The following is a 13,288-nucleotide window of genomic DNA, read 5'->3' on the forward strand; positions in this document are numbered from 1 at the left end:
TGGCATAGAAAAACCCCACGTTAAGTGAGGTTGATTAATCTTGTTTGTTTTCAATGTCTTGCTGCTCAACAATTTCTAGCAGCCTTTCCTCTACACGTTGCTCAATGATCTCTTCAATAGTCTCTTGTAGACTTAAAACATTAATAAGTTGTAGATCAACTTTTATCATATCTTTATCTAGAATTTTACCTTTAAACTGCTGAAGGTGGTTTCTTGAGATTGATCTAATTTGATTTGTCATAATAAATGAATCTCTTGTAATCGTATTGTTGTGTATTTGTTCTTTACCAGTCAGACCAGTATATTCTAATCTTTTCAATACAACATCTGAAGAAATAGTATTCTTAGTAGTTGTTTTATCTAAGTACAAGGATGTAATAGGTAAAACTACTACAGTTTTTCTTGGGAAAGTGCTATCAAATAGCACGACTGCTCTGTGCACACCTTCTAGCATTCTAGAATCTTCTTTCCCAAACTTAGGCTCTTTAGGGAAGTTAACGTTGTAAACTTCGCCTCTTATAAATTTTCTGTTTTGTTTAAACCTGTCCATAAAACAATCTTCTCTCCCCAAGTGTACAATTATTTGTCTTTTAGTGCATCTTGGTATTGTTTCATCTTTAAACGGTTTTTTTCTTTTGTATCTCCGTTTATAACTTTACGATGATCAATGCCAGTCTCTTGTTTTAATTCAGCGAATGCTTGACTGAGAAGACTGCGTCTTTTGTGTTTTTGGCTTATCGCTTGGTTTACTTTTTCTCTATCAAGGGATGGTAACATGGTTAGTACTTTGCCCATAGCTATCCCACCTTTACGTTAATAAAATAATTGTAACACTAGACTTAATTGTTGGGAAGAGAATTAACTTATATTATTTCCATTATGCACAAAATATACCCTGATTATTCCAATGGGGTGACTCAACTGTCTTTAAGCTTAATGAATTCCCAAAAATGAATTAGATGATCTAGTTTATTATCAGGCGCACCCTGAAGCTCGTTGCAAAGCATTACTAGTTTAGGATTAACACTCTGAGACAATAAGCTGTTACACTTTACGTCTCTTTTTCCTGTGATTAAATACTCAATGCTTATGTTGTAAAATTCGGCTAACCTGCTCAGAGTATCAATATTAGGCTCATTGTCACCAGTTTCGTATCTAGCGTATGCTCCTCGACTAATATTTAATTTCTCTGCAAGAACTTGTTGAGTCAATTTAGGTTGGTGGGCATTTCTCAACCACTTCAGTCGTTCGCTTAAACTAGGCATATGAATTACTCCTAACACTTTCAAATGTGCTTATTTATACATCGATTCTATCATCAAGAACCAAAAGAGAGAAGGTGTTCGTATTTTTAACCATAAGCAAAATCCCTCAAAAGAAGGATCTTGATTCTGAATAAAAGAGGGATTTCAACTAAAAATTTGATTTTTTTCTTCCTCGAAATCTCTTAAGTCATAGTGTTTAATTGTTGTTGAAACATCTTCATGATGCGCTATTTTCTTGCTGACCAATTCCAATTTGACCTTTTTAACTTCAAGAAGATAAGTAATACAAGATGCCTTGAATAAATGGGGATTGATACGCCTGCCAAGAATGTCAGAAAGTACATCTGAACAAAAATAATCTGCCCAAGACTCCGACATCTGTTTTGGTTCTCCACCGTATTGAGTCGTAAAGATATATTCATGATCATATCCACGTTTTTCTTTCCATATTCGCATGTATTCTAAAGCCTCTAAGTTAACCATATATTCCAATTGTTTTCCCTCACCTCTGCCTTTACCGATTATTTTATGAGCGGTAATGTAAGGGTTGCCTTCCTTGATGGGATAATCAAGTATCTCTGTTTTAAACTGTACAATTTCAGCTCTTCTAGCACCAACATTGAACGCTGTCGCTAACCAAGCCATACCGAGGTAATTTTCATCTTCTTTTAATGTGTCCATCATCAGCTTGTAATCATCATATGTCACTTTAACTTTTTCATATGTAACTGTCTTAGGAATTGCGGGTAGACCACGGGTGAAATTTCTAAAAGCTTTATAGTTTTGTTCTTCTTCTGCAACAATACTCTCAATATAATTATTAAGAGATGATACTGAAGCTTTTTTCAAGGATATTCCACTCGAAGACATACCACGATTTTTTAAGAAGCTCTGATATCTTATAAAATCCCTTTTGGTAATTTTATAAAGCTTCTTACCATTTAAAGAAGTGTGTACCCACCAGAAAAATTGGCGAAGGGTGGAATTGTATTGCTTTCTAGTCTTATCTCTAAATGAGTTAGCATCTAAAAATTCAGTAACTAAATCTTGGTGTTCTTGATCAACCTGTGACCACATATCATCAGTGACTTCAGGTAGCTTTTGCGCTCTTTTACGCAGCATGTTTTGTTCGATTTCTTTGCTCATTTTTAAATTCACCGCCAGGCTATTTGATTGTCTTATAACCAGCCTTGCGAACATCTTTCATAACAGCTTCCACTAGTTCACCACCATGTTTGAGCTTTTCGGCAGTGTTGCCCATAAAAGGACGAGGCTCGCCATATCCATAACCATATTCATCAGGGAATTGGTAGCCTTCACCAGTCTCAACAATAGTCGAAACATCTCCTCCTTCATCTGTTCTGGTGTTATCTAATGAGATTCCATTCGATTCATTCGCTACAACAAATGAAGCCTTTAATTTACCAGTTCGATTGTACTCCACAGGATTGTACGAGTCATACACAACTGATTGGACTTGTTCTTGACCTGTTTTGACTAAGAGTTCTTTAGTATGAATGCCAGTCTGCAAGGCTTTTAAAGCTGCTTTTTCAACCATAACGGCTAATTCTTTATGATTTTTAGCCATCATGTTTCAGAAGTTAATTTTTCAACTTTTTTCAAGATTTCTTGATTAGCTTTGTCAACAAGTGCTTCTTGAGTTGCGATCACGCCTTCTGTCATAATACGTAATTTTTCATAGATTCTTTCAATACTTTCTTCAGGAAAGGATTCATTAATTGTTTTAAAATATGGGGATTTAACCAATTCACTCATTAAATTCACTTTAGAAGTAATGCCTTGGGGGATATTAGCGACATCACTGAATGTAAGGGTTGTATAGATATTTAAAAGATCAGCAAAATTGAGTTTGTGTTTGATCTTATTATTCGACTCAATCTCAACCACATCTTCTAGAGCCATTTTGATCATTTGCGTGATCTTAACTGGATCAAAGTTGGGGTAGATGTGAACATGGAACTTATCATCTAACTGAACTTTAACTTTCTCATCGTACTTTTTATTTCCCTCTTTAATATGATCTAGTGTTAATTTTTGTGTTGTCATCATATCTCTCCTTATGATTAAAATAAAAACACCTCAAATAGGGGAGAGGTGTCTAGATAAAATTCTTATTTCATTTATATTTCGATCCTGTAATTTCGAAGTATTGATCTGGTGTTACATATTCAGCTAAAACGCCTTCTCCTAATTCCTCAACGGTGCAGTCATCAAAGGACATAGCTTGCTTTACCATTGAAGTCGTAGCCCATTTATAAAACAGCGCCATCACCCAAAAGTTAAGATTCAATCTGGTTCGCTCCTTTTAATTTAAGGATCTCAATTTTCATTTCTGCAATCTGTTGTCCTAGCATAGCGTTCATTCTGTCAGACTGTTGACGAGCAATTTTTTCTTGTGCCAATTGCTCTCCAATAAGAAGCAATTGCTTTTCAACTTGTGACATCGGTTTTTCATTGTCCAATTTCAGATACTCTTGCCAGGCAGCATCCAATTCTTCGTCAGAGGGTTCAGGATCTTTCATGAGCCATGTGTCTATGAATTGTCCATCCCCATCATCTCTTACAGAGAAATCTTTCCCTAAAATCGAATTAGGAAATAAGTACATAATTGCTAGAGCTTTGTTCAAGGATTAGTACCCCCTCACCGTATTTGAGACATAGTGACATAACAAGTGGCAATGGCTATTGTTTTTCCGGTGTTCTTTGGAGTTATATAAAAAGTCACTTTGTCTCCAGCTTTAAATTTCTGCTGAAGGAATAGCACACAGGTGCTAGCAGAGTTATTAGGACTCCAGTTGCCTAGTCGTTGGTATTCCGCACCATTAACATAACAAGACAAAACATTGTCAGATCCCACAGTAATATTGTCGCTAGTAATATAAAGCCTGATTAAATAAAGACCATTATTTTTTAAAGTAATCTCTGAACGTGATCGATTGTATTCTGATAAATCATCTGCTCTGGTAGCTCCAAAATTTAACTTGGTAGCAACATTCTCAGCAGCTGAAACTGAAGAATTGTCTTGATCATACGTATCGACATATGTACTATTCTCAAAATCCTCTACAGTTAACATTCGTTTCCAACCCTTAAATGATCCATCCGTATGGACGGTTCCCCACCAATGAAGATTATCTCCACTTCTGATGATATGGAATGTTTTACGATTGTTGCTATTATCAACAACATAAATGTTAAACCAGGATGAATCGGTTTTACTCGGCATATTAACTACGTTCGTGCCTACTGCATAGTAATATCCGGAGGCCAGCGTTAATATATCAGTGCCGTTAGGAAGCAACTGACTTTGACCATTCTCGGATAATAAGTTATGGTTTGAAAGCCTTGACCAACCACTCCACACGTTGTTGTTTAAATAGTTGGTGTAGATGTTATTTATGTAGTCGGTTGCGTATACCCAACCGAATGTACCTTTTCCGTTGGTCGCATCGGTAATATGAAAGAAGCCTCTAAATGAACGATGATTCGGCAAGTCTTTTGATCCTGCGATAGCGTAAAACGTGCCTTGTCCTAGACCGTTATTAATAACAGCGTCTAGGATGCTAACAGATGTGTCTCTAAGAGAGAGCAATGGCATTCCAGTGTCAGTTGTAATTTTCATTTTCTGAAACCCTGACACAAAGTCCTTTGACTTTTGCAAAGCTGCATCTGCTTTCTTCTGAGCTCCATCAGGCGTTTCTGCCGTGTCATCTGTATATTTTTTAGCTGCTACAAGTGCTGCGTCTGCTTTAGACTGCGATCCAGATGTAGTTTCTTTTGCATCCCAGTATTTTTGTTTGTCTGCGGTCACATGTAGCTCGGTATCTTTCTTGTGTGCTAGAAACTCCACTTCAGAAGCTTGCTTAACATTATCTACTTTATCTAATCCAATCTGATTTTTCGTTACATTATGGGGGTTGTTTTGATCATCGATATGTACAGTAAGAACATATTTTTGATTATCTTTGAATTCTTCATTGTCTTTTTTAAACTCATTGATATTATCTAGCATTTGTTTCTCGTTTTTAAAAAACAAACCCTTTAAATTTGCGATTTGGTATTCAATTCTCTTGAAGAGACCCCTAATATTTGAGTCAAGCATTAAGTTGAGACCTCCCCATAAACAGAGACATCTCCACCAGTCACTTCATTCAATCTCAAAACAATCTTTTTGAAAGGGAAAATCGAGAACTCCCATGCTTCATTAATTCCTTCTGTCCCATTTGCTATTCGGTAATCACTTAACTGAGTACCTCCTAATTCAATTTCCTGATCATCATTCGTCAATCCCACAAACGAAATTTTCCTTGAAGTAGATGTCCCAGTGATGCTGATGGCTAATTTTTGATAATGTTTAACTTCAAATGGCTCACCGTCAGAAGGGGAGACTGACTTCTCATGAAAAACAAATGATGCACGATCAGGAATTACTACAATAGGAGCTGTATCTTCTGTAGCTATAATAATCACTCCTTATTAAAAAGAGGAGGGGAGACCTCCTCATAAATAAATTAATCCATTCCCCAAACAGCTAAAGTTAAGCCTGTTAAATCAACATTTCCAATTGCCTTAACAACAATTGAAATTTTAGGTGATCTAAAAGAAATCGATTTAGAAAGAGGGGAGTCTTTTGTAAGTGCAGAGTCTTTGAACAACGCATCTTTATCACTTTGTTCAGAAGGAGAAAATGGGGAGGAAGCTTTTGGGGTTGCATAAATTTCACAATCAACCTTACCTGTTTCATCTTCTTGCGTAGTTAACAATGAAACTCCGTATGTGTTAAATAAGCCGAAATCATCTATTAGATCAAGTGCGTATATAGAAGATTTGCCAGTTGCGATATCTACATTTTCGGCAAGCATCGCTTCCTTATAACCTTTTTGAACAGTTGTTTTAATTGGAATTGTATTTCTAATAACAACTGGGATAGAAGATGTGTTAGAAACCTCCACAGAAAGTTTTTCATTTGATAGAGTCACATCAATCGGCTCGTTGTTGTTCACTTCAACAGAAGTAATAGGGTTGCCTTGTCCATCATCTTTGGATGATGTGTAACGACCGTTAGACTGGTTTAAAAAGTCAGCCAATAATATAAACCTCCTTTAAATATTCTTAATCTCCTAGATCACCATCGTCTTTGCCGTTGTCGGGTTGCGTTGGAGAAGTGGGAGCTTCTTCTTTTTCACGTTTAACTCTTGCAAATTGACCAATATCCCCATCTTCGCTTAAAGCTTTGTAACCAAATTCAGGTGTGTACACCTGCCCAGCTTCTAATGACATATCGAATTCTCCACTGAATGTAACCTTTGGTAGCTGAATATAAAGGTCACTGAAAATTTTAGCTGTCTTTGGATCGTATTCAATAGTATGGATTTCAAGGTAATAATTCTCAGAAAAGTTCTCTGCGCTAATTTTGACAGTTTCAGCATCAGCTTCAATCGGATAGTGAATAGTGACTTTATCACCATTAGATGCGAAGCTGGATGGGATATCGATAACTTTAGTGATGATATCCATTTCACTATATTCGCCATCGTCATTTCTCAACGCAACAGTATCAATCGGTAGGGTTTTCAAAGTTACTTTACTGTCTTTCACAGTCAGCTTTTCTTCTTCCCAAATTGTAATTGTATTGTTTTCGATACTAACGCCTTGAATCATAGCCATGAATTCTAAGTTGAAAAATGCATTTCTAATATTACCTGACAAAGATTTATCAGAACGAATGGTATAAACATCGGCATTGCCCCAACCAGCTTTTAGGAAATCTTCTTGGATTTGTTGAGCGAGGGATGTTAGCTGAGTAACGGCTGATCCAAACACTCGTCCATCACTTTTTTTTTTAATCAAGACTTTACCAACGTCATGAATTACAGTGTCTTTAGACAAATATATTCCTCCTTATAATAAAAAAAGAAGCCTTTATTGGCTTTCAAACATTTTTTGCAAACTATTGGATTCTTCATTAGATAAATGATGATCCTCAGATTTGTAAATATCTACATATTTACTCCAATCTCCCATTTTTGTTGTTGGGGAGACAGTAGCGAATAATATAGAGGTGTTATAGTTCATTATTTCTGCCATCCTATAATAGGATAAATAGAGTTGATAGATAGTCATGTTGCCAATGTATTCGTAGTCATAACCATTAAAAGCAGCAACGCAACTTACAATATCCTTTAACTCCGATTGGGAGTCAGACTTTAACATTTTACTGATATCATTAAACTCTTGAATTTCTTCATTCTCACTTATTGCTTCTTCTGACAAGCAGTGCATATCCATAATAATTAATCTAATCTTATTGAAATTTTCTGCAGTTATTCTAGCGAGTGATTCCTTATCTTCAGCAATTTTTGTTAAAATCACATGATAACTATTGCTGAAGTCAGGTAAGATATTGTTGACAATATTGAAAAGAGAGCTCCTGTTCAAATCGAATATCAATTGATCTAATTCACCATTGAAATTATGCTTTTTATAGTGCCTTAGAATTTCTTTTTTTGACATTTTAATAGCATTCAAATGAATAGCATATTCGGGGTAGTCTTTTAAACGTATGAAATTTAATTTTCCAATTTCAGTATCAACTGCACGACCAAGAAAATAAAATTGTTTTAAACTCTCTTTGTCTGTCATTTAGAAGCTCCGAACGTGAAAATCAACTTGTAACCAAGATGACCATCAGGTGGATTTGGAATAAGCAATCTCTTGTATGTAATCATTGAACCGAAGCCGGTGATGTTCCTATCGAATAAAAGATTACATATCCTATCAGATATCTTTGTGTTCCTGAATTCAGTTTCCTCAAATGTATCTATATGTGTGTAAACATCGATCATAATGTCTTGATTTAGGAGTTTATAGCTTTCATTTGGACTTTTAGGCGTACCAGATCCTAAGTATATGCACACTCTGCAAATGGGCTTAGAGTCGAGATCATCGGTTTTGGGCGCACGCTTAAACAGATTTGAATAGATAGGAGGGAGGGTGAGACCACTATCTTCATCGACAGTAGGTTCATAATAGTTATCCAAAGTTTGGACATCTGGAAGATCAGACGAAAGGGGATCATCTTTATAATAGAGGAGGCGATTAACTTCTATATCATTCAGTATTTCTCTAAAAATATCCGTTATATGTTGAACCATCATACTCATTTGTTATCACTGACTTTCTTTTTTGCGATGAGTTTAATGGTACCTACGCCATCAATTACTTTTGAATAATCAATATCATGGACAATATACTCTTCTGAATAAAATTGCGTTTTTAACCCAATTTTTAATTGAGGATTAGTAGAGTAGGGGAGAGTGATGTGGGCTTGGCCATCAGGAAGATTGATCGGTTGATCGGATCCGTTAACTGAAACAGTCCTCTCAAGTACACAAGGAATTTCAATTGACTCACCAGGAACAAGCTTTTTAATCGGCTTTCCAGTGATTTCATTGATTTTGCCCGTGTCAACCTGTATGTCACCTGTCGATAGTTTGATTGAATTGTTGCACATTCGCATTTCTGCTTTTTTGTAAATCTTATTGTCATAAGGCTGTGTTACAATCAACCATTTGCCGACATCCCATTCAATAACACTACCTAATTTAATCTCATCAGGTTTAGCTAATATGTATCTAAATAATCCGTCATTTGATTTAGATTGAATCAGACATTTCGCAAAATTACCATCAACAAGAACCTCTTCACCTTGAAAGCCTTCTAATCCACGTTCAAAAATACCCTGACCATCAAAAGAAATCTTCTGATTAGGATTAAACTTATGATAATTATTAAAGTTCCTCATCGTGATCACCACAAACAATTGAATTTTCCAACCGCACGATATCACCACTTACTGATAAAATAATATCTCTAATTTCAGACAAAGAGGGATCAGTAATCAGTTTTTTATCTAGAAATTCTTCCAGCTTGTATAGTACTGAATTATTTTTCTTACTTAGTCTAATGAGGTGTTCATTAATTGGAACGCAGCTAGAATACAATTGATCGTTTACATATAATTTCATACGAAATCTACCTCCGTATTAAAAATTATTTTGTCAATTGTTTTTTGCTGCTCATTTACCTGGGATTCCAGTGCTTTAATTTGAGCTGAAAAATGAGTTGTCCCAATGTCTTTGGAGAAGGGTTGCCATGTACTCGAATAAGCGGTCAGTTCATTTTTCAAAAACACTAAACGAATATAGTTTCCCAAGATTAGTAGATCATCTTCATTTAGAAGACGATCTACAGTCTCTGTATCATTATCACACTTTATTCGATTATCTCTAAACCGATTATTGAAGAGAAGGGAGGCATTCTTAATTTGAGAGTAAATACCTTCGTCATCAGTAGGGAGGTTTATATCAGAGGTTTTGCAATTATCTAAGAAACATTGCCAAATTTGATCATATGTAGTATTCATAAATTACCACCTAATCAAAAAGAATAGAACTGTCTTCAACGCCCATCCATTCAGCCATCGCTTTAAGCTTCCCGCTTGGAATTTCTTCGCTGAATTCAGAAGCAACATCAATTACAAATTGCTTTTCTGCATCTACAGTGATTTCAGCTAGTTTTTTTTTGAGTTGCGGGATAGTGCTAGATTTAACCATAGCTTCAATTTCTTCTTTGGTATGAGTGTTATTAACATAAGTTTCAACATCATTAATAGAGTCTTGAATTTCTTTTGATTCCTCATTTTCCTCAATCAAAACCAATTCACCTTTGTCAAAACAAACGCTACTCATAGTTAACCAATCAACTAGCTCTCTTGGAACTTCTTTGACATCGACTTTTCCATTTTTACTGCCTGCCCAATTATACTGTTTGAGAGCTCCGTCACCTGTGTAACCAACAAAATACGATGTGTTTCTATATCGTGCTAATTTAACTTTTTCCGCCAACTAATATTCCTCCTAAAAAATCCTTATTGTGTAAATTAAATAGATACTGCTGCTTGTTCTTCAATAATACCAATAGCTTCACCAAACAATAGAACGATTGAAGCGGATTGAGTAATCTTCATTTTTACTCTTTCATCCTCAATATCTTGCTCTGTCATTTGTTTCAAACCACCATACTCAACTACAGAGAATGGTTTTTGTGAAACGCCTCCAGCAAACATATAACCTTTATTTACAGGTAGTTCAACTTTTGAATTAGTCTCATCAGTGAATGGATTGATTAAGTTTACTGCAGTAGTTCTTCCGATAGTGGTAGGGTTCAAAGCTGTAAGAAGTTCCTCTTTAATCTTGTCAGATAAAAGGTTTACGTACTTCGGATCAGTTCCTTGTTGAGATGCGAAGTAATCAATCAATAGTGAGTCAGCGATGAACACTGGGCGACCACCATATCGTTGAAGGACAGAAGCTACTTCACTGTATTTTTGCAGAGTTAGGTTAGATCCAGTTTGAACATTTTTTGCAGGAATCTTACCAGAACCAACTGCTGTTGCAGTCAATTCATGAATTTTGTCTAGATACAGCCTAACTTTTGCATCCGCAATATCGTTTACGAGATTATTGAAAGCGACAATTGAATCTGTTACAAGATCAAGCGGCTCGTAATAGAATCCAGCTGACATTGTTTCTGGAATGGCAGTGATCGACTCACGACCTTCAACACGAACCAAGTCTACGCCTGATCCTGATGCTGACCAAACGACTTTAGCCTTAGTTTTCTTAGGGATTTTAAGCTGTTTTAAATTGCCCGGTTTCTCTTGTGAAGTATCAGCAAATAGTTTTAAAAGCTCAGTTACTTTAGGCTTCGCAATTGCGTCAGCTTGTTCTACAACCAAGTTGTTAAACTGATGTAACAAAGAAGGGTCAGGAGTAACTGTACCATCACCAAAAACTTTTTTAATACAATCTTTAATATCCGATTCATCCTTTTGCTCCATTTGGTTGTTTAGAACACGGCTGAATAGGCCTTTAATTTTTACGTTATCAAACATTAAAATGCTCCTTTTATTGAGAAATTTTTGTATGTAATTACTTAAGCTTCAATTACTTCAAGTCGAACAAGTTTTTGACCCATCGTATAACTAAGGTCATCTTCACCATTGACTACTAGGAATTTAGCTGAAGAGCCTTCATAGTCTTCATGCGGTGCTGCAGCATCACTCAGAATATATTTATCCGTTGCAATGTCGAAATGGGCTACTTGTCCACGTTTAACTTCAGTTTGACCAGTGTTAAGCGTGAATGCCGAAACATCGAAGCGAGTATAAGCGGGCTCTAAAATAACAATTCTTGCACGTTCGCCGTCACCATTGTAAAAGTCTCTTAGTGACTCACCCATGTAACGAGTTTCTGGAGTCGCAATCAAATAAGCTTTTTTCGTCTTATCAGACAATTTTTTCGCAATACGATCTCCGTCTGAATTGAATCCTAGTTCCACCAATGTGAAATTATCAATATCAGAACCAGACACTTTAGCGCCATGCGCCACTGTTTTAATTTTTAATGAATTTAAATTGCCAGTAGTATGTTTACCTACTTCAGTAATAGCTTTTTTAAGTTTTGTTGCCATTTTAATTTTGCCTCCAATTATTTAATAAAATATCTTGCTTCAAATGAATCGTCTTTTGGAATTAACTCTTTACGAATACTGGATTGTTCTCTAAGAGGGGGGATCTCGGTAGGGGAGATATTAGTGGATACTAAATCAACTAGAATAGAATTCAACTGCAACAGAGCTTTGTCAGAATTCTCATCCTGTTTCGCTACTTCTGATAGAAGTGTTTGAACTTCATCAGTCTCAAACTTATCCGAAGCATTCAATGCATTAAATTTGGCTTTGAAATGCTCACTTTTTTCGTTTAAACGAGCTTCGAATTGAACCTTCTCATATTGCTCTTTAAAAGGGGCTAACTCTTCAACCGTTTGATTAAGCTGTACTAGTTTTTCGCTTGCGCTATTGAATTTAGATTCTAAATCTTCTTTAGCAGACAGTTTAGTAGTTAAATCACTGATTTGTTGATCTTTTGCATTAAGCTGATTCGTGACTTCTTCTGGAGTAACTTCTTCCCAATTTCTCTTAAGGAACACTTCTTGTTTAGAGTCGAATTGGATGTCGATAACGTCATCATTTTTTGTGTAATTGTACTTATAGTATGAGTCTGTCTTTGCGTTGTAATCTTCGATGTTAACGACAAAGTAATTTTCATAAACATCACAAATATATGAGTGAACATTCTCACCTAACTCTGGATCTAGCTTGGAGTATAACAGTGATCTAACATCATCATGGGATAACTCAAACACTTTCTTGAAACTCACATTTTCACCTTCCTTTTCATTGATAATTGCCTGTGCAATAAGCTTTTCAAATTTATTTTTTTCATTAAAACTCAATAGTTTGCTTGAATCATATGCAGGGAAAACAATGTCTTGATCTCCACGTTTTTCAGAGTTCAAAATAGCATGACCTTCTAAGTAAACAGGCGATTCAAGATATTCAATACCATCTTTAAATGTGTAATTTGAATAAAGTAGTTCGCAACTCGTATTTACATTTATACCTCTGGAATTCCACTCTAAAAGCAGATCACAAGCATCTTTAAAACGTGATCTCCATAGAATGGCATCAGCAGCGAGCACTTCAGTCTTTTCTCCGTTAGAGCCTACCATTTCCATGATGTAGCCCTCACTTGTGAAAACACCGATTGCTGCGGTATCCATCTTCACCTCTAAATCACCGTGTTTATCAGTGCTTAAATACATCTCGTGAGACCCAAATGAATCAGTTGCTGTTCCAATGGAATCAACCTCATTGTATTTTGCTACAATTGGCTTATTGATAATCGTAGTGGCTGTTTCAAGAGCTACTTCTTTTGAAATTACTGTATTATTATGAGACTTTTCAAAATCAAAAATGACAAATGTGCAAGATAATTTGGATGGATCATCGCTTGCTTTAATTTCATTCAATTGAAGTTTATAATCAATTTTCTTTTGTTTGTCTTTCAAGTATTTTCACCTCCTTCCAAAGACAAAAAG

At 35.7% G+C, this 13,288-nt stretch carries 21 protein-coding genes; all 21 read right to left on the reverse strand.

The features are described from left to right. Window positions 1-34: 34 nt before the first annotated feature. Entirely contained in the window at window positions 35-550 is a 516-nt protein-coding gene (locus R0K30_RS02020) for a type II toxin-antitoxin system PemK/MazF family toxin (RefSeq protein ID WP_410608799.1), read from the reverse strand. A 29-nt stretch (window positions 551-579) separates the two neighbouring features. Continuing rightward, entirely contained in the window at window positions 580-795 is a 216-nt protein-coding gene (locus R0K30_RS02025) for a hypothetical protein (protein WP_410608801.1), read from the reverse strand. Between the two features lie 122 nt (window positions 796-917). Next, complete coding sequence (locus R0K30_RS02030; RefSeq protein WP_410608803.1) at window positions 918-1,265, reverse strand: helix-turn-helix domain-containing protein; 348 nt, start codon at window positions 1,263-1,265, stop codon at window positions 918-920. Window positions 1,266-1,409: 144 nt separating this feature from the next. Further along, window positions 1,410-2,411: a tyrosine-type recombinase/integrase gene (locus R0K30_RS02035; RefSeq protein WP_410608805.1), complete on the reverse strand. Its 1,002-nt coding sequence runs from the start codon at window positions 2,409-2,411 to the stop codon at window positions 1,410-1,412. A 19-nt stretch (window positions 2,412-2,430) separates the two neighbouring features. Further along, window positions 2,431-2,853, reverse strand: a complete 423-nt coding sequence (locus R0K30_RS02040; protein WP_410608807.1) for a hypothetical protein — start codon at window positions 2,851-2,853, stop codon at window positions 2,431-2,433. Next, on the reverse strand, window positions 2,853-3,332 hold the full coding sequence (locus tag R0K30_RS02045) for a hypothetical protein (protein WP_410608809.1): 480 nt from the start codon (window positions 3,330-3,332) through the stop codon (window positions 2,853-2,855). The genes R0K30_RS02040 and R0K30_RS02045 overlap by 1 nt, the downstream gene beginning before the upstream one ends. Window positions 3,333-3,402: 70 nt before the next feature. Next, complete coding sequence (locus R0K30_RS02050) at window positions 3,403-3,555, reverse strand: XkdX family protein (protein WP_410609153.1); 153 nt, start codon at window positions 3,553-3,555, stop codon at window positions 3,403-3,405. Window positions 3,556-3,565: 10 nt separating this feature from the next. Then, window positions 3,566-3,913, reverse strand: a complete 348-nt coding sequence (locus R0K30_RS02055) for an XkdW family protein (protein ID WP_410608811.1) — start codon at window positions 3,911-3,913, stop codon at window positions 3,566-3,568. Window positions 3,914-3,927: 14 nt separating this feature from the next. Then, the gene (locus R0K30_RS02060) at window positions 3,928-5,388 is read right to left on the reverse strand and encodes a hypothetical protein (protein ID WP_410608813.1); all 1,461 of its coding nucleotides are present in this window, start codon (window positions 5,386-5,388) and stop codon (window positions 3,928-3,930) included. Then, window positions 5,388-5,756 (reverse strand): hypothetical protein, encoded by a 369-nt coding sequence (locus R0K30_RS02065; RefSeq protein ID WP_410608815.1) that lies wholly within the window; start codon window positions 5,754-5,756, stop codon window positions 5,388-5,390. The genes R0K30_RS02060 and R0K30_RS02065 overlap by 1 nt, the downstream gene beginning before the upstream one ends. A gap of 41 nt (window positions 5,757-5,797) precedes the next feature. Then, window positions 5,798-6,373: a hypothetical protein gene (locus R0K30_RS02070; RefSeq protein ID WP_410608817.1), complete on the reverse strand. Its 576-nt coding sequence runs from the start codon at window positions 6,371-6,373 to the stop codon at window positions 5,798-5,800. A gap of 25 nt (window positions 6,374-6,398) precedes the next feature. Further along, window positions 6,399-7,175, reverse strand: a complete 777-nt coding sequence (locus tag R0K30_RS02075; protein WP_410608819.1) for a hypothetical protein — start codon at window positions 7,173-7,175, stop codon at window positions 6,399-6,401. Window positions 7,176-7,208: 33 nt separating this feature from the next. Next, complete coding sequence (locus tag R0K30_RS02080) at window positions 7,209-7,928, reverse strand: hypothetical protein (RefSeq protein WP_410608821.1); 720 nt, start codon at window positions 7,926-7,928, stop codon at window positions 7,209-7,211. Beyond that, a complete protein-coding gene (locus tag R0K30_RS02085) occupies window positions 7,925-8,449 on the reverse strand; it encodes a hypothetical protein (RefSeq protein WP_106037384.1) in 525 nt (174 codons plus the stop codon). The genes R0K30_RS02080 and R0K30_RS02085 overlap by 4 nt, the downstream gene beginning before the upstream one ends. Beyond that, window positions 8,446-9,090: a hypothetical protein gene (locus tag R0K30_RS02090; protein WP_410608823.1), complete on the reverse strand. Its 645-nt coding sequence runs from the start codon at window positions 9,088-9,090 to the stop codon at window positions 8,446-8,448. The genes R0K30_RS02085 and R0K30_RS02090 overlap by 4 nt, the downstream gene beginning before the upstream one ends. After that, a complete protein-coding gene (locus tag R0K30_RS02095; RefSeq protein ID WP_410608825.1) occupies window positions 9,077-9,313 on the reverse strand; it encodes a hypothetical protein in 237 nt (78 codons plus the stop codon). Before R0K30_RS02095 ends, R0K30_RS02090 begins: the two co-directional genes overlap by 14 nt. Then, window positions 9,310-9,711 carry a hypothetical protein gene (locus tag R0K30_RS02100; RefSeq protein ID WP_410608827.1) on the reverse strand — a complete coding sequence of 134 codons (402 nt, stop codon included), beginning with the start codon at window positions 9,709-9,711 and terminating at the stop codon, window positions 9,310-9,312. Before R0K30_RS02100 ends, R0K30_RS02095 begins: the two co-directional genes overlap by 4 nt. Before the next feature lie 10 nt (window positions 9,712-9,721). Beyond that, the gene (locus R0K30_RS02105; protein WP_410608829.1) at window positions 9,722-10,192 is read right to left on the reverse strand and encodes a hypothetical protein; all 471 of its coding nucleotides are present in this window, start codon (window positions 10,190-10,192) and stop codon (window positions 9,722-9,724) included. Between the two features lie 35 nt (window positions 10,193-10,227). Continuing rightward, a complete protein-coding gene (locus R0K30_RS02110; protein WP_410608831.1) occupies window positions 10,228-11,241 on the reverse strand; it encodes a hypothetical protein in 1,014 nt (337 codons plus the stop codon). A gap of 41 nt (window positions 11,242-11,282) precedes the next feature. Next, a complete protein-coding gene (locus tag R0K30_RS02115) occupies window positions 11,283-11,819 on the reverse strand; it encodes a hypothetical protein (RefSeq protein ID WP_410608833.1) in 537 nt (178 codons plus the stop codon). 17 nt (window positions 11,820-11,836) lie between these two features. Further along, entirely contained in the window at window positions 11,837-13,258 is a 1,422-nt protein-coding gene (locus R0K30_RS02120; protein ID WP_044141774.1) for a hypothetical protein, read from the reverse strand. Between the last annotated feature and the right edge of the window lie 30 nt (window positions 13,259-13,288).

This window comes from Bacillus sp. SIMBA_154 (assembly GCF_046536015.1).
Lineage (GTDB): Bacteria > Bacillota > Bacilli > Bacillales > Bacillaceae > Bacillus > Bacillus pumilus_P.